The sequence below is a fragment of the Paraburkholderia sp. BR10937 genome, from assembly GCF_040965695.1.
Classification (GTDB): Bacteria; Pseudomonadota; Gammaproteobacteria; order Burkholderiales; family Burkholderiaceae; genus Paraburkholderia.
This window is the reverse complement of sequence record NZ_JBFRCL010000008.1, coordinates 186,278-203,029: the sequence shown is the minus strand read 5'-3', so window position 1 is coordinate 203,029 and position 16,752 is coordinate 186,278. Positions and strand designations below refer to the sequence as shown.

13 protein-coding genes and 1 pseudogene are annotated in these 16,752 nt (G+C 63.8%); 5 read left to right on the top strand and 9 right to left on the bottom strand.

The genetic code is table 11. The features are described from left to right. A pseudogene (locus AB4Y44_RS09610) lies at positions 1 to 408 on the bottom strand (IS4/IS5 family transposase); the annotation flags it as partial. 300 nt (positions 409 to 708) lie between these two features. Beyond that, positions 709 to 2,007 (bottom strand): L-fuconate dehydratase, encoded by a 1,299-nt coding sequence (locus AB4Y44_RS09605; protein WP_368699334.1) that lies wholly within the window; start codon positions 2,005 to 2,007, stop codon positions 709 to 711. A gap of 85 nt (positions 2,008 to 2,092) precedes the next feature. On the opposite strand from AB4Y44_RS09605, the gene AB4Y44_RS09600 reads away from it, so the two are divergent. The 4 genes from AB4Y44_RS09600 to AB4Y44_RS09585 all read left to right on the top strand — a co-directional run bounded on the left by AB4Y44_RS09600 (position 2,093) and on the right by AB4Y44_RS09585 (position 6,570). After that, on the top strand, positions 2,093 to 2,851 hold the full coding sequence (locus tag AB4Y44_RS09600) for a GntR family transcriptional regulator (protein ID WP_069267990.1): 759 nt from the start codon (positions 2,093 to 2,095) through the stop codon (positions 2,849 to 2,851). A 125-nt stretch (positions 2,852 to 2,976) separates the two neighbouring features. Next, entirely contained in the window at positions 2,977 to 4,488 is a 1,512-nt protein-coding gene (locus tag AB4Y44_RS09595; RefSeq protein WP_342920711.1) for a sugar ABC transporter ATP-binding protein, read from the top strand. Positions 4,489 to 4,507: 19 nt separating this feature from the next. Beyond that, entirely contained in the window at positions 4,508 to 5,533 is a 1,026-nt protein-coding gene (locus AB4Y44_RS09590; RefSeq protein WP_342920712.1) for an ABC transporter permease, read from the top strand. A 95-nt stretch (positions 5,534 to 5,628) separates the two neighbouring features. Next, positions 5,629 to 6,570, top strand: coding sequence for an ABC transporter substrate-binding protein (locus tag AB4Y44_RS09585; protein ID WP_342920713.1), 942 nt, complete (start codon positions 5,629 to 5,631; stop codon positions 6,568 to 6,570). A 183-nt stretch (positions 6,571 to 6,753) separates the two neighbouring features. On the opposite strand, the gene AB4Y44_RS09580 is transcribed toward AB4Y44_RS09585, so the two are convergent. The 4 genes from AB4Y44_RS09580 to AB4Y44_RS09565 all read right to left on the bottom strand — a co-directional run bounded on the left by AB4Y44_RS09580 (position 6,754) and on the right by AB4Y44_RS09565 (position 11,647). Then, positions 6,754 to 8,199 carry an aldehyde dehydrogenase (NADP(+)) gene (locus AB4Y44_RS09580; protein ID WP_368699328.1) on the bottom strand — a complete coding sequence of 482 codons (1,446 nt, stop codon included), beginning with the start codon at positions 8,197 to 8,199 and terminating at the stop codon, positions 6,754 to 6,756. A gap of 17 nt (positions 8,200 to 8,216) precedes the next feature. Further along, positions 8,217 to 9,392 carry a fumarylacetoacetate hydrolase family protein gene (locus AB4Y44_RS09575; protein WP_368699327.1) on the bottom strand — a complete coding sequence of 392 codons (1,176 nt, stop codon included), beginning with the start codon at positions 9,390 to 9,392 and terminating at the stop codon, positions 8,217 to 8,219. 140 nt (positions 9,393 to 9,532) lie between these two features. After that, entirely contained in the window at positions 9,533 to 10,762 is a 1,230-nt protein-coding gene (locus tag AB4Y44_RS09570; RefSeq protein WP_342920716.1) for a porin, read from the bottom strand. 57 nt (positions 10,763 to 10,819) lie between these two features. Then, positions 10,820 to 11,647: a MetQ/NlpA family ABC transporter substrate-binding protein gene (locus tag AB4Y44_RS09565; protein WP_368699326.1), complete on the bottom strand. Its 828-nt coding sequence runs from the start codon at positions 11,645 to 11,647 to the stop codon at positions 10,820 to 10,822. Between the two features lie 217 nt (positions 11,648 to 11,864). Here AB4Y44_RS09565 and AB4Y44_RS09560 point away from each other — a divergent pair, with 217 nt between their 5' ends. Further along, positions 11,865 to 12,827, top strand: coding sequence for a sulfonate ABC transporter substrate-binding protein (locus AB4Y44_RS09560; RefSeq protein WP_368699325.1), 963 nt, complete (start codon positions 11,865 to 11,867; stop codon positions 12,825 to 12,827). 57 nt (positions 12,828 to 12,884) lie between these two features. Here the strand turns inward: AB4Y44_RS09560 and AB4Y44_RS09555 are convergent, their stop codons facing one another. From AB4Y44_RS09555 to AB4Y44_RS09545, 3 genes are read right to left on the bottom strand one after another with little or no spacing between them, the layout of a single operon-like run. Then, the gene (locus AB4Y44_RS09555; protein ID WP_368699324.1) at positions 12,885 to 14,081 is read right to left on the bottom strand and encodes an acyl-CoA dehydrogenase family protein; all 1,197 of its coding nucleotides are present in this window, start codon (positions 14,079 to 14,081) and stop codon (positions 12,885 to 12,887) included. A gap of 18 nt (positions 14,082 to 14,099) precedes the next feature. Then, complete coding sequence (locus AB4Y44_RS09550; protein ID WP_368699323.1) at positions 14,100 to 15,152, bottom strand: aldo/keto reductase; 1,053 nt, start codon at positions 15,150 to 15,152, stop codon at positions 14,100 to 14,102. A gap of 42 nt (positions 15,153 to 15,194) precedes the next feature. Beyond that, positions 15,195 to 16,745, bottom strand: coding sequence for an ABC transporter substrate-binding protein (locus tag AB4Y44_RS09545; protein WP_368699333.1), 1,551 nt, complete (start codon positions 16,743 to 16,745; stop codon positions 15,195 to 15,197). Positions 16,746 to 16,752: the final 7 nt, after the last annotated feature.

Genomic DNA, 16,752 nt, shown 5'->3' with positions numbered 1-16,752 from the left:
CGGCTGCAGTGCGTGCAGCGCCTCGAACAGCATCTGCCGCTCAGCACCGTCGGCGGGATGAAGCGCGGCGTGCAGGGTCAGTTCGGCCCCCGGCAGGAACAGCGCAAACGCGTAGTGTTCGGCGCACAGTTCATGGCCGCGACGCGTGCCCACGCGCAGACGGCTGCCATCGGCGGCAACCAGGCGCAGGCCGTGCCAGCGCATCGAATCGAGATGGGGTTGGGCAAGTGCAATCAGGCGGGCACGGGCCAGTTCGAACAGATCAGCGGAGAGTCCCCGACGCGCCTTGCTGAAGGCCTGCGCAGTGACGGCGCGGGTGCGCCCGCCATGCTCGCCGAGCGTGCCAAACAGGCTGTCGAGTTCGGCCTGCACGCTGGTACACATGGCCGACATCATCATCGCGGCCATGCGCGGCAATGTAAGCGTGCGATTGCGGGTAAAGGCGGTGGGAGTACGGCGCACGCGCTCAACGAGCGCCGGATCGAACAGGAAATCGGAGAACTCAGCCAGAAGTCGGGAAGACGCCGGTATTTGAGTTCATATCGTTGATTTATCAGGAAGTTATGGTGTGAAGTTTACAGGTCCTATGCCTCGTATACAAGCACTTTCAGGGCTTAAGTTGAGAGCATTGCCCCGCACAGGGGCAACGCCCACATACCGACACGAACACAAGGAAAGGCCAAAATCACAAGAAGCCAAGACAAAAAATTAACCCCGCCACGCCTCCCCGTCAGGGAAATCAAACCTATCAAGCGATTCAGCAATCATCTCAATGCTATACCCAGGCTTCTGCGGCGGCATATACCGCCCATTCCGAATCACAACAGGATCAACAAAATGCTCATGCAAGTGATCAACATACTCGAGAACCCGATTCTCGAGCGAAGCCGAAACACACAAATAATCAAACAGCGAAATATGCTGCACATACTCACACAGCCCAACGCCACCGGCATGCGGACAAACGGGCACACCAAACTTCGCGGCCATCAACAACACGACGATCACTTCGTTGAGCCCACCTAACCGACAGGCATCCACCTGACAAAAATCGATCGCCTGCGCCTGCAGCAACTGCTTGAACATCACGCGATTGTGACAGTGCTCGCCCGTGGCAACCCCAATCGCCCCCAAACGCCGGCGAATCTCCGCATGGCCGAGAATATCGTCGGGGCTCGTCGGCTCCTCGATCCACCACGGATCGAATTCCGCGAGCCGCCGCATGTTCGCCACCGCTTCGTCCACGTCCCACACCTGGTTGGCGTCCATCATCAGCTTCAGGTTCTCGCCGATTTCCTCGCGCAGAATGCGTGCGCGGCGCACGTCTTCGTCGAGATTGCCGCCCACTTTCTGCTTGAAATGCGTCCAGCCCAACGCGACGCCTTCCCGCGCGAGGCGCCGAATCTTGTCGTCGTCGTAGCCCAGCCAGCCAGCCGAAGTCGTATAGGCGGGATAGCCCTGCGCGAGCATTTCCGCTTCGCGCACGCCCTTGGTCTTCGCGTGGCGATGCAGGATGGCCAACGCCTCGTAAGGCGTGATCGCATCGGTCACGTAGCGAAAATCGAGGCAGCGCACGAGTTCCTCGGGACTCATGTCCGCGAGCAGTTTCCATACGGGCTTGCCAACCGATTTGGCCCACAGGTCCCACACCGCATTGACGACTGCCGCCGTAGCCAGATGAATCGCGCCCTTGTCAGGGCCGATCCAGCGTAGTTGGCTATCCGAAGTAAATGCGCGCCAGAATGCGCCCATGTTTGAGGCAATGTCTTCGAGCCGCTTGCCGACTATGAGCGGCGCCAGCGCGTTGACCGCCGTCACGCAGATTTCATTTCCGCGCCCGATCGTGAACGTGAGCCCGTGCCCTGTGAATTTGTCTGGAGAATCGGTCTCGAGCGTGACGTAAGTGGCGGAGTAGTCCGGCGCGGCGTTCATGGCGTCGGAACCGTCGAGCGAACGCGAAGTGGGAAAGCGGATGTCGCGAACGGACAGCTTGCTGATCGTAGTCATTCGAACTCCCTGGTGAAGGGACGGCTTTCGGTAGGGGAAAACCAGACGTTTGCACGCGTTGACAACGCTGAATCTGCTACCTAGCATGCTAGCATGTCTTCTCAAAATCAAGCGTGCCGTGAACTCTTCATCCGAAATGGCGAGTGTTGGCGATCCTTATGTCGCACTGCAAAAGATTAGAGGCGGCGAGCGCGGCAGCCTGACCGATGCAGTCGAGCACGCACTGCGAGAAGCGATCGTCACGCTCGCGCTGGAACCCGGGATGATGATCGACAAGATGGCGGTCTGCGAACGCATGGGCGTGTCGCGCTTTCCGGTTTCCGCCGCGCTCGCGAAGCTCGCGCATGCGGGTCTCGTCGAAGTTTTGCCGCAGCGCGGCACGCGCGTCAAACCGATCGCGCTCGACGATATTCGCCAGCATCTGTTCATTCGCAGCGCGCTCGAAGTCGAAACGGTGCGCGGCGTCGCGCGCATGAAGGACCGTGCCACGATCGACGCACTGGCCGCCAATCTCGATGAGCAGCGCAAGATTGCCGGCAATGGACAGCGTCTCGAGTTTCATGAGCTCGATCTGGCGTTTCATGAAATCCTGCTCGACGCGGTGAACCTGCCGCGCGTGAAAGAGATCGTCGCGGTGTCGCGCAACGCGCTGGACCGCGCGAGGCAACTGCTGGCGAGTCCCGAGCGTCTCGTGCACACGCTCGAGGAGCACGAGCGGATTTTCGAGGCCATTCGCGCCGGCCGTGCCGACGCGGCGGCCAAAGCAATGCACGACCATCTCGATCAGGTGATCGAGGAATTGCGCCGGTCCGCGAAAGAACGGCCGGATCTCTTTGCACCTTGAGCACTTGGTCGTGCGTCGAGCAACGCCCGTCCTTCAACCCCCTTTGTGCAGCGCTGCAAGCCACGCCGCGCACGCAATCAAGAGGCCCCGGTAATGTGTCTGGCTTTTCTTCGCGGATCAGCGCCATGACGCCGCTCATCTCCGTCAACAAGCTGAGCAAGAGTTTTCCCGGCGTGAGAGCGCTTCACGAAGTGCAATTCGAGCTCATGGCGGGCGAGGTGCACGCGCTGATGGGCGAGAACGGCGCGGGCAAGTCGACCTTGATGAAGATTCTCGCGGGCGTGTATACGCGAGATTCGGGCGACATTCTCTACGACGGCCAGCCCGTAGCGTTCGCGAGTCCGGGCGAGGCCCAGGCCGTGGGCGTCGGCATCATTCATCAGGAACTCCAGCTGATGAATCATTTGACCGTCGCGCAGAACATGTTCATCGGCCGCGAACCGCGCGGGCGCCTCGGGCTCTTTCTCGACGAAGACAAGCTCAATGCGCAGGCCCGCGCGATTCTCGCCCGCATGCACGTGCAGCTCGACCCGCGCACCATGGTCGGCTCGCTCACGGTGGCAAGCCAGCAGATGGTCGAGATCGCCAAGGCGCTGTCGTTCGATTCGCGCGTGCTGATCATGGACGAGCCGACCTCCGCGCTCAACGACGCGGAAATCGCCGAGCTTTTCCGCATCATTCGCCAGTTGAAAGAGCGGGGCGTGGGGATCGTCTACATCTCGCACAAGATGGATGAGCTCAAGCAGATCGCCGATCGCGTCACCGTGCTGCGCGACGGCGAGTACGTCGCCACCGTCGCCGCCGCCGATACGAGCGTGCAGGCCATCATCGGCATGATGGTCGGCAGAACGCTCGCCGATGTTGCACCGTACCAGGGGCCGGCGCACCAGGGCGAAGTCGCGCTCGACGTGAAGCACCTGAACGCGGGCCCGCTCGTGCGGGATGTGAGCTTCACGTTGCGCAAAGGCGAAATACTGGGCTTTGCGGGACTCATGGGCGCGGGCCGCACCGAGGTCGCGCGCGCCGTGTTCGGCGCGGACCCGGTCGAATCCGGCGAGATCTTCGTGAAAGGCGCGAAGGTATCGATCAAAACGCCGGGCGACGCGGTCGCGCACAGCATCGGGTATCTCTCCGAGGACCGCAAGCGCTTTGGTCTCGCGACCGGCATGGACGTCGAATCGAACATCGTGATGTCCAATCTCGGCAAGTTCCTCTCGCTGAACGTGTTTCTGCGCCGCATGCAAATCCGCAAGACGGCGGCGCATTTCATCAGTCTGCTCGCCATCCGCACGCCTTCCGCCACGCAGCCGGTGCGTCTGCTGTCGGGCGGCAACCAGCAGAAGATCGTCATTGCAAAGTGGCTGGAGCGCGACTGCGACGTGCTTTTCTTCGACGAGCCCACGCGCGGCATCGACGTCGGCGCGAAAAGCGAAATCTACAAGCTGTTGCGCGCGCTCGCCGAACAAGGCAAGGCGATCGTGATGATCTCGTCGGAACTTCCGGAAATCCTGCGCATGAGCGACCGGATCGTAGTGATGTGCGAAGGCCGTATCACTGGCGAACTTTCCGCCAGCGAGGCGACCCAGGAGCGCATCATGCATCTCGCGACCCAGCGCGAAACCCTGCAAGCGGCATGAGCCTCAAGAGGTCGAATCCATGACTATGCAATCGGATACTGCGGCGCTCGCCGACCAGAAACGGTCGTCCGGCATCAAGGCGCGCATTTTCTCGCCCACTGCGCTGCAGAAAATGCTCGCGTTCGCGAGCCTGATCCTGCTGCTGATCTTTTTCAGCTTCGCTTCGCCTGCCTTCATGCAGATGGACAACATCCTCGGCATTCTGCAGGCCACCGCCGTGAACGGCGTGCTCGCCATTGCCAGCACGTTCGTGATCATCACGGGCGGCATCGATTTGTCGGTCGGCACGCTGATGACCTTTACCGCAGTCATTTGTGGTGTGTTTCTGACCTACTGGCATTTGCCGATGTGGATCGGCGTGCTTGCCGCAATCGGCACGGGAGCGGTGTGCGGAACCATTTCGGGCACGCTCACGGCGAAGATGAAGATCCCGCCGTTCATCGCCACGCTGGGCATGATGCTGCTGCTCAAGGGGCTTTCGCTCGTCGTCTCGTCCGACAAGCCGATCTATTTCAACGACACCGAAAACTTCTACATGATTTCGCAAGACTCGCTGATCGGTTATTTCCTGCCCAGCGTGCCTGTACCGAACGCGGTGCTCATTCTGTTCGTGCTCGCGATTGTGAGTTCGATCACGCTGAACCGCACCGCGCTTGGGCGCTATACGTTCGCGCTCGGCAGCAACGAAGAGGCCGTGCGGCTCTCGGGCGTGAACGTCGATCGCTGGAAGATCGCGATTTATGGCCTCGGCGGCGCGATTTGCGGCATTGCAGGGCTCCTGATCGCATCGCGCCTGAACTCGGCGCAACCGGCGCTCGGCCAGGGCTACGAGCTGGAGGCTATCGCGGCGGTGGTGATCGGCGGCACGTCGCTGAGCGGCGGCTCGGGCACGATCCTCGGCACCATCATCGGCGCGTTCATCATGAGCGTGCTGACCAACGGTCTGCGCATCATGTCGGTCGCGCAGGAGTGGCAGATCGTGGTGACGGGTCTCATCATCATTCTCGCGGTTTATGCGGATATCCTGCGCCGCAAGAAGAGCTAAAAAAGGAGACGAAAGAAGCACGGAAAGAACGGGGAGTAAAACAAGGCTCCCTCAACGGCTGGAGGTCTATGGCCCACCCTAGGAGGAGAAATGTCATGTTGAAAAGAAAACTGATCAGTGCCGTCATCGGAGTGGGCGCGCTCGTGGGCGCGTCGAGCTTGGCCCATGCTGAGGAACCCTATATTCCGATCATTTCGAAGGGCTTTCAGCATCAGTTCTGGCAGGCCGTGAAATCCGGCGCGGAACAGTCGGCGAAGGCGAACAACGTCAGGATCACGTTCGAAGGCCCTGAGACCGAGGCCATGGTCGACAAGCAGATCGACATGCTTTCGGCCGCGCTCGCCAAGAAGCCACAGGCGCTCGGCATCGCCGCGCTCGACAGCAAGGCCGCCATTCCGCTGCTCAAACGCGCGCAGTCCAGCAAGATCCCGGTGATCGCGTTCGACTCGGGCGTCGACAGCGATATCCCGCTCACGACCTGCGCCACGGACAACCTCGCGGCCGCCGCGCTCGCCGCCGACAAGATGGCGGAGATGATCGGCAACTCCGGCGAAGTCGGCGTGATCGTGCATGACCAGACCAGCCGCACGGGTATCGACCGGCGCGACGGCTTCCTCAACGAGATGAAGACGAAGCACCCCGGCATCAAGATCGTTTCCGTGCAGTACGGCGCGGGCGACCACCTGAAGTCGGCGGAAATCGCCAAGGCCATGATTCAGGCGAACCCGAACCTCAAGGGTATTTTCGGCGCCAATGAAGGCTCGGCGGAAGGCGCGGCGATCGGCGTGAAGGAGTCGGGCAAGAAGCTGGTGCTGATCGGCTACGACTCGGGCAAGGAGCAAAAGGAGGCCATCATGTCCGGCCTGATGGCGGGCGCGATTACGCAGAACCCGGTCGGCATCGGCAAGTGCGTCGTCGATTCCGCGGCGAAGGCGTTGAAGGGCGAAGCGCTGCCCAAGAAGATCGACACGGGCTTCTACTGGTACGACAAGACCAATATGAGCGACCCGAAGATCGCGGCGGTGCTTTACGACTGACTTGTATGGATGTGAGTCATGTGCAGGGCGAAAGGAAGAGCCGCGGCGCTTGCCGTGCTCGCCGTTCCGAGGCACATTGCAGGCAGCGAGTAACTCAATGCTGAAAGTGAAAAGCGGAGACCGGATTCAATATCCGGTCTCCGTTTTTTTACTGGGCTTCAATCGTGCGTGTTGCGCGTTGCCTTATGCCGTTGCCGTTCCGCTCGTCGCGGCAATCGCCCACTGCGGCGCATCCTGCAACGCAACGGGGCGCAGGAAGCGCTCGATCGCCGCGTAACCTACCGAGGTGGTTTGCGGCTGCGTCGAAGCGGGCCACGGGCCGCCGTGCTGCTGCGCATCGCACACGGCAACGCCCGTCGGCACGCCGCCGAACAGCACGCGACCTGCGATACGTTGCGCAGCGACTGCGAGCGCGCGATTGGACGGCGTATCGGCTTGCGCGCCCCACAGCGTCACCGTGAGCGAACCTTCCACCGCAGCGAGCACGTCGCGCGTTTGCGCGTCGTCACGCACCTTCACGATCAGCGCGGCCGGACCGAACATCTCTTCGTGCAGCGCCACGTTGGCGATGAACGTCTGCGCGTCGGTTTCGAACAGACGCGGCGCGGGCGCGGCGGCATCCTCGTCGTGTGCCGGAGCGGCCAGACGCACGCGCACGTCCGCCTGGCTAGCGATATGCGCAGCGGCGCCTTCGAACCCGCGGCGCATGGCGGCCGTGAGCATGGCATGCGGCTTCTGCGCGGACAACGCTTGCGCCAGAGCCTCTACGAAGCGCTCGCCATTTTCGTCGTCGCGCACGACGATCAACCCGGGGCTCGTGCAGAACTGGCCGCAGCCCATCGTGATCGAAGCGGCGAGGGTAGCGGCAGGCGTATCGACGCCTTCCGCAAGGGCTTGCGGCAGCACGACGAGCGGATTGATCGAGCCGAGTTCGCCATAAAACGGAATCGGCCGGCGACGCGCATTGGCCGCGCGCCACAGGGCCACGCCGCCCTGATACGAACCCGTGAACGCCACCGCCGCGACATCGGCGTGGCCAACGAGATGCACGGCCGCTTCGCGCGACGCCTGATCGACGAACGCGATCACGCCTTCGGGCAGGCCCTGTTCGCGCAGCACGCTCGCGGCGAGCGCATGCACGCGGCGCGACAGTTCGGGATGGCCCGAGTGCGGCTTGACGATCACCGTGCAGCCCGCAGCGAGCGCCGAGGCCGTATCGCCGCCGAGCACCGAGAACGCGAACGGGAAATTGCTCGCCGAGAACATGGCGACCGGCCCGAGCGGCAGTTGCACACGCGTGAGGTGCGGGCGGCCCGCGGGCGGCGCGCCGGGCACGGCGGCGTCGTCGACGTGGCGATTGGCGATGCCCGCATCCACGCGCTCGGCAAAGCCGCGCAGCTGAAACGCGGTACGTGCGAGTTCGCCATTCAAACGCGCGGCGCCAAGCGACGTTTCTTCGTCGGCGATGGTGACGAGCTGGGCGGCGTCGTTTTCGAGCGCGTCGGCGAGGCCGCGCAGCAGGGCGCTACGCACGGCACGCGAAGCCGCGCCATAAAGAGCCTGTGCTTCGTGTGCGAGCGCGGCGGCTTCGTCGATACGCGCGAAAGACGCGTTGTTTTCTGTCTGCATTGCGAATTCACTCCAGATTAAAAAAGACCGCGCTCGGCGAGATTGGTATAAAGGGCGCGCACGCCGAACGTCCACGGTTCGATTTCGGTGCAAAGGCGTACGGTGTTGACGATGGCGCCAAGCGGCGGCGCGCTGATCGTCACCCGGTCGCCAAGGTGATGCGTGAAGCCGCCGCCGGGCGCGTCGCGGTCCTTGATCGGCGAGAACATCGTGCCGAGAAAAAGCATGAAACCGTCCGGATACTGATGATGGCGGCCCCACGCCTGCGAAACGAGATCGAGCGGATCGCGGCTGATTTCCTGCATGTGGCTCACGCCTTCGAGCAGGAAGTTGTCGTCGGCCCCTTCCACGCGAAGCGAGACGCTGGTGGCACGAACCGTGTCGAGCGTGAAGCCCTCATCGAACAGACGAATGAACGGTCCGATCGCGCACGAGCCGTTGTTGTCCTTGCATTTGCCGAGCAGCAGGGCCGAGCGGCCTTCGATGTCGCGCAGATTGACGTCGTTGCCGAGCGTCGCCCCGACCACTTCGCCGCGGCTGTTGACCGCGAGCACGACCTCAGGCTCGGGGTTATTCCACGCCGAGGCGGGATGCAGGCCGATATCGGCGCCGAAGCCCACGGAGGACATCGGCTGGGACTTCGAGAACACCTCGGCGTCCGGCCCAATGCCGACTTCCATGTATTGCGACCACGCGCCACGGCGCTGAAGTTCTTCCTTCAGTTTGATCGCGGCCTCGGACCCCGGCTTGATTTTCGAAAGATCGGCGCCGATCAGCTTCGTGATTTCGGTGCGTACGTCCTGGGCTTTGGCGGGATCGCCACCGGCCTGTTCTTCGATCACGCGTTCCAGAAGACTCACGGCGAACGTCACGCCACACGCCTTGATCGCCTGCAGGTCACAGGGCGCGAGCAGCCAGGGGCGATCCGCGGGGCGGTCGCCCGCGAAGCTGTGTTCGAGCAGCGCCTCAGCCGTGCCCAGCGGCTCGCCGGGCGTATGCCGCACGACATCGAGCAGATCGTCGTATTCGAACAAGTCGGCCGTGGTGGGCGCCACCTCCGAAATATCGAAGACCATGCCGCCGCGCACGACGACTACACAGGGTCCGTCGCCCTCCGGCGTGGGCCGCCAGACACGGCCGACGAGCAGCGCGCTATCGAGATCGTGCGGGAGATAAGCGGATGTTGAGGTCATGGCGGGCGTTCCGGAGTGAGCGTGGCGACAGCATCGTAGGGCGGATGCGCGTGCGCGTCCAAAGGAACGCCGCTTTGTCCAACTGGCTGGACGATCGGCCGCCCCGGTCGAATTGACCCGGCGGCGGCCCGTAATGCGGGTTAGAACAGGTGCTTGATACCGGCCGACACCGCAACCTGATTCGAGGTTGTCGAGGGCGAGAGATAGCCGATGTCCGCGACTGCCTGGCGGCCCCACGAATCGACTCCGCTCGCATGCTGGTACGCAGCCGTCACATACAGCTCGGTGGCTTTCGAGAGCGAGTAGCCGGTGCCCAGATTCCACTGCTCGTAGCGCGCGCCGCCCGTACCGTTCAGGTTGCCGCCGTTCGTGTAGTCGAACGAGGTGCCGACGCGCAGGAAGGGCGTGACCTGGTAGCGCACGCTCGCCCCCACCGTATTGAACGAGGCGGTGCCGTGGTAGTTCTGCGTATTCAGCGCGGCGGTGGCGCCGAGATCGCGGTATTGCGTGTTGGACCAGGCGATGCCCAGGATGGCCGAGCCGATCGTCCAGGTCGAGGCCACGGCGACCGTCTGTTGCGTGCGGGCGGACGCGAATCCCGAGATGGACGGGTTCGATGCCGGCGTCGTGGCGGACCCGGCGGAGCCGAGATTGTTGCTGGTGGCGCTCGCATTTGCGTTCGTGCCATAGAGCGAAGTGTTCGGGTTGCGCGCGTTGATGATCGATGCGGCCACCGCAACACTCGGCCCGGTATAGCTGAAGCCCGCGGACCAATACTGGTTCTGCGTGAAGTTGCCCGCTATCCCGCCCAGGCTGTACAGCGCGCCGAACCGGAATCCTCCAAAGGAGTCCGAACTGTACTTGATCGCGTTGTTGATGCGGTGCGTGAAATTCAGATTGTCATAGTCGGCCGGATGGATCGCGAGGTTGCCGAAGTACCAGGCATAGAGCAGCGGCGACACGTAATCCACCGCGGCGTCGGACTGGCGCCCGAGCGATGCGGTGCCGTAATTGGGTGCGGTGATGCCGATCCAGGCCTGACGGCCGAACAGGGTGCCACCCTGGCCGAGCGTGCCGTTGCTGACACTGAAGCCGCTTTCGAGCACAAACAGCGTCTTCACGCTGCCGCCGAGATCTTCGATGCCTTTCAGGCCCCAGCGGCTCGAACTCGGGCCCGAGGTGCCGCTGTCGAACTGGGCGACCTGCCCGCCGCCGGTGGGCTTGCCACCGGCAGGCGTTGCCGCCGTCTGAACGTTGTTCGTGTAGGTCACGTTGCCCGTGACGATCCCGTAGAGGGTCACGCTGCTTTGGGCATAGGCGGCGACGGGCGACAGTGCGACGGTAGTGAGCGCGAGAAGAGTTTTTTTCATGGGTGTGGGCGTGTTCAAGCCGTGGTCGGAGCCAAGGCATCGAAAACATCGAACGAGTTAGTGCGGGAAGTAGTCGGGCAAGCGATAGCCCTGGTAGGTCGGGTTGCGCAGGATCGCCGCGCGGAACTCGTCCGATCGATAGGCCGCGACAATATCGGCGGTTTCCTTCGAATTACGGTTCGCCGATTTGACGACCACCTGATTCACGTAAGGCGAGCGCATTTGTTCGAGCGCCAGTGCTTCGGTCAGACGGTGCCCGCTGGAGATGGCGAAGTTGCCCTGGATAGCCGCGAAATCGACGTCTTCGAGCGCACGTGGCGCCTGTGCGGTCTCGAGCGGGACGATGCGAATGCCGGCGGGATTGGCGACCACGTCACGCTCGGAAACCTCCACGGGGTTGGGATTCTCGCGAATGCGGATCCAGCCAATCGCCTGAAGAATCTTGAGCGCGCGTTCAAGATTGACGGGGTCGTTCGGCACGGCGACCGTCGCGCCGGCCTTCACCTCGGAGAGCGAGTGATGGCGGGTCGAGTAGAGGCCCATGGGCGGCGTGGGCACTTGCACGACGCCGACGAGGTCGGTGCCGTTGCGGTCGTTGTATGCCTTCAGATAGACGCTGTGCTGCATCACGTCGGCGGCGATTTCGCCGTGCCACACGGCCTGGTTCGCCTCGAGCCCGGTGCTGAAGTTCACGTACTGGACGGTGTAGCCCTTGCGCTTGAGTTGCGGCTCGACGCCTTCGCGAAATTCGTCCGCGTATGGTCCGGGCACAAAGCCGACTCGCAGCACGTGCGCGGCGTTGTCGGCAGCGCGGACAGCCGGCGGCGGCTGCACGAACAGCGCGATCGTGGAAAATAATATCTGGATAACTAATCGATATCGCATGATGAATGTCTTCGTGTTTTGGAAAGGCCGATTATGGTTGGGCCTTTCGCGGGCGGCCAATATTAAATCGAGATTTACATATCGGCTGCCCGCATGGATTACGAAGCGGCGCGGTTATCTTTGGCGGGAATTAGAAGCGCAGGATTTGATGGTTTTCACGCCACCGCGCGACTTATAACATCGACTTCTTTCTAATAGATTGCCGAGGCTGCCACGCATGAACACACGCCGCAACTTCATTCGAATCTCAGCCGGAGCCGCTGCGCTCGCCGCCTTGCCGGTGCTCGGCGCATTACCCGCGCGCGCGGCCAGTGCATCGCGTACGCTGCGCGTAGGGAATCAGAAGGGTTATCTGAGTCTGCTGAAAGGACGCGGCACGCTCGAGAAACGGCTTGCGCCCCTCGGTGTCGCGGTCACGTGGACAGAATTCGACGCAGGCCCGGTGCAACTCGAAGCCCTCAACGTAGGCTCGATCGACTTTGGCGACGTGGGCGAGGCGCCCCCCATCTTCGCGCAGGCGGCCGGCGCGCCGCTCGCCTATGTCGCGGCCACGGTGCCGCGGCCGCAAGCGGAAGCGGTGCTCGTGCCGCGCGCTTCGGCCGTTCGCAGCGTAGCGGATCTCAAGGGCAAGACCATCGCGCTCAATCGCGGCAGCAACGTCCACTATTTCCTCGTCAAGCTGCTGCAGGCGCACAACCTTCAGTATGGCGACGTGAAAGTCGTGTTCCTCGCGCCCGCCGATGCGCGCGCGGCGTTCGAGCGCAACTCCATCGACGCGTGGGTGATCTGGGATCCGTTTCTCGCCGCCGCGCAGAAAACCCTCGACGCCCGCATTCTCGCCGATGCGAGCGGCGTGGTCGGCAACCGCGCCTACTATTTTTCGTCGCTCAGCTACGCGAAACAAAACCCGGATGTCATCAAGGTCCTCATCGATGAATTGAGCCAGATCGATCAGTGGGGGCAGGCCAACCGGGCCGCGCTCGCCGCCCAGCTCGCGCAGGTGTGGGGCTTGCCGAACGACGTGGTCAGCGAGGTGATCGGGCGCGTGCAGTTCGGCACCGGGCCGATCACGAAGGCCATCCTCGCCGAGCAGCAGCAGATCGCCAATACCTTTTTCGACCTCAAGCTGATTCCGAAACGCGTGAACGTGCTCGAAGCGGCAGCGCCGGGAATCGTTTAGCGCGACGATTTTCTCGTCTGCCCCGGCCGCTCCCGCGCGCCGGGGCTTTCTCACCCTTCACAATCCCAGCGCGCGGCGCGCCGCCATGGTGCGCAGCAAGCTGTTGGACGGCGCGTGAATGCGCGCGCACTGCACGTTGCGGTGATGGCGCTCGAGCGGATTGTGCCGCGCAATCCCGTGATTGCCCGCGAGTTCGAGCGCGATATCCACGGCCTGTATCGCATTGTCCACCACGTTGTGCTTGACGACGGCAGACAGCTCAGCAGGCGCCGTGCCTGCGTCGATCGCGTCGGCATGGCTACGCAGCAGCCAGTCGTTGCTCGCCAGCAGCATCTCGATGCGCCCCACGCTTTCCTGCACGATCGGAACGGTGGCGAGCGCCGCACCGCCTAGCGCAGCGGGCTTGCGCTCGGTGAGGAAGGCGAGCAGCCAGTCGCGCGCCGCCCGCGCCGCGCCGTCGTAAACCGTACCGACCAGACTGAAGTACCACGCCGTGGCGTGCGGATCGCGCTGTACGCCGAGATGCGCCGGCCTCAAACCGACCACATCGTCCGCAGAAACCGCCACGTCCGTGAACACCACATCGTGGCTCGCGCTCGCCCGCATGCCGAGCGGGTCCCACGTCTCCACGATGCGCACGCCCGCCGCCTCGCGGGGCACGAGAAAATGGCCGAGACGCGGTTCGGGTTCGTCGGTGCGGGCAAGCACGTTGATCCACGTGAGCAGGGGGGCGCCCGTCACATAGAGTTTGTGTCCCGTGATGCGCCACGAGGCGCCTTCGCGGCGCGCGAGCGTGTCGGGCAGGCCGCCATGCGAGGGCGAACCGAGCGCCGGCTCGACCTGGGCCGCGTTGACGAGCGCGCGGCCTTCCACGCTCGCCCGCGTGAGGCGCCGCGCGAGCGCTGCGGGCCAGTTTCCCGTGTGCTCGCGCGCATCGTGCACGATCATGGCGTGCTGGCTGTAGTGCATCGAGAGAATGAGTGCGACGGACGGATCGCCATAAGCGATCTCGGCGACGATCGCGCGCGCCACCGCGAGCCCCGCGCCGAAGCCGCCGTCGCTGCGGGCAATATTCGCGCGCAGCAGGCCCGCTTCGCGCAACGCGCGGAATTGCTCGAGCGGCGCAGTGGCATTGCGATCATACTCGTCGGCGAGCGCGGCAAACGCGCCGCCGAGCCGCGCCGCGCGCTCGATCAACGCGGCGGCGTGGTCCTCGTCGCGCGCGAGCGCGGCGTCCGGAGTGAATGCGTTCACGGTGCTCTCCCTCAGCGATCAGCGTTCGCCGCCCGGCGCACGCGGGTCTTGCGTGGCGCCATGGCGCACGAGGCGTCCGAAGAACGGATGACCGGGGTCGTTGAACCCCGGTGTCGAAGGATGGCCGCTTGCCACGAGCGAATCGACGAATGATTCGTCATCCTCATCGAGACGATACTGTAGCGCGGGCAGATAGTCGCGCCATTGCGCTTCGGTGCGCGGCCCCGCGATCGCCGAAGTGATATAGCGGCTATTGAGCACCCACGCCAGCGCGAACTGCGCAGCGGTGAGGTTGCGCGCCTGTGCATGCGCCTCCACACGCCGCGCAAGCTCGATCGTTTCGGCGCGCCATTCGGTCTCGCTCAGGCGGCGGTCCTGCCGTCCCGCGCGCGTGTCGGCGCCGGGCTGGGCACCGGGCTCGTACTTGCCGGTCAGCACACCCCGCGCGAGCGGGCTGTACGAGATCACGCCAAGCCCATAGTGCCACGCCGCGCTCAACTGCTCTGCCTCGACCTGGCGATTGGCAAGGTTGTAGAGCGGCTGGCTCGCAACGGGCCGCGGCACGCCCAGCAAATCGGCCACGCGGCTGAACTCGGCAATGCGCCAGGCGCGATGATTCGAGAGCCCGTAGTGCCGCAGCTTGCCGGCCGCGATCAGATCGCCCAGCGCGCGCACGGTTTCCTCGACTGGCGTGTGATGGTCTTCGCGATGCAGATATACGAGGTCCAGATAATCGGTATCGAGCCGCGCGAGGCTCGCTTCGACCGCGCGGATCACATGTTTGCGCGACGCGCCGGCCGCGTTGATATCGCGCGGGTTGCCAACGGGGTTGCCAAACTTCGTGGCGAGCACCCAGCGGTCGCGTTGGCGGGCGATATGCCGGCCCACCACACGCTCGCACTCGCCCTGGTGGTAGACGTCGGCGGTATCGATCGAATTCACGCCTTGCTCCTGCGCGGCGCCGATGATGCGTTCGGCCGTGGCGTCGTCGGTTGGTCCGCCGAACATCATCGTGCCGAGCGTCAGCGTGGAGATTTTCAGGCCGCTATGGCCCAGTTGCCGGTATTCCATGCAGGTTCCTTGAGTCATTCAAACCGCGCGCCGCGAGCGCGCTCATCGTGACAGCCAGACATCGGCGAAACTCGCTGCCAAGCCGTCGGGTGAAATGGAGTGGTCGTGCACGCGCTTCGAGGCGAGCGTCACCCACTGTGGCGAGACGAGATTCAGGTCGGGCAGATCGCGCTCCAGAATGCGCTGGATCTGCGCAAACTGCTGCTTGCGCTTCGTTTCGTCGCTTTCTCTCGCGGCTTGCGCAAACAGGCCGTCGATTTGCGGGTTGCTGTAGTGCGAGCCGTTGGTGAAGGGCACGCCGGGGCGGAAGTTGTCGGTCGTGTACAAACGCGCTACGCCAACCACCGGATCGAACAGATTGCTCATGCCATTTACGGTGAAATCGAATTGCCGGTCGGTATAGACGCGCTTCAAGTAAGCTGCGAGATCCTGATTGCGGATCGTCACGGCGATCCCCACGCGGGCGAGCGCCGACTTGATGTACTCGCCCGTGCGCGCGGGCAGGTCGCCGATCGGCAGCGGGTCGAGCGTAAGCGCGAAGCGTGTGCCGTCCGCCTTGCGCGGATAACCGGCCTCGTCGAGCAGGCGGTTGGCGCGCGCCACGTCGAAGGGGTAGGGCACGGGTGCTGCGTCATAGTAGCGGTTCGACGGCATCAGCGGGCTCGCCGTGAGCGTCGCGTAGCCGTAGTAGATGACCCTGCGGATGACTTCGCGATCGATCGCCGAGGCAATCGCCTGACGCACCTTCAACGACTTGAGCACCGGGTTGTCGAGATTGAACTCGATGCGCGCCACACCAGCCTGAAACTCGTAGCCGCGTGTGTCGATGCCGAGCTTCGGAGTGGCCTTGAGGCGGTCGAGGTCGGCGAGCGGCACGGGCGTGTCGCCGCCGAGATCGACCGAGCCGTCCTCGAACGCCACCGCGCGCGCGGCCGGGTCGGCGACGATCTTCACGATGATACGGTCCAGATATGGCTTGCCGGCGTTCCAGTAGTCGTCATTGCGCGCATATTCGATGTAGCTGCCGCGCACCCACTTGACGAAGCGGAACGGTCCGGTGCCGATGGGCGCGTTGTTGGCCGGATTGGCGAGCACGTCCTTGCCCTCGTAGAGGTGCTTCGGCAGGATCGGCGTTTCCGAAGCCGAAAACGCGCGTATCAGCCACGGCGCCGGCTCGCTGAGCGTCAGCACGACCGTATCGGGGTCTGGCGTGGCGATCGCGGTGACGTTCGCAAAGGTGGTACGCGCGCGCGGATGCACGCGTCGCAGCGTTTCGATCGACCATGCAACGTCGGCCGAAGTAAACGGCGCGCCGTCGTGCCATTTCACGCCGTGCCGCAGATGAAACACATAGCGGCGCCCGCCGTCCTCGATCTCCCATGCGGTGGCGAGCAACGGCTTGGGCTTCAGATCGAAGTCGTAGTCGAGCAGCCCTTCAATCACTTTCGGGCTGACCTTGAGGACGTTCACGGCGGTCGTGGCGACATCCACGAGCGCCGTCGGCTCCGGCGTCACCACGAAATTGAGCGTGCCGCCGCGCGTTTGCGCGTGCGCGGCAACGTGTGCGGCCACGCTCGCCATGACGAGGAGCATGAGAACG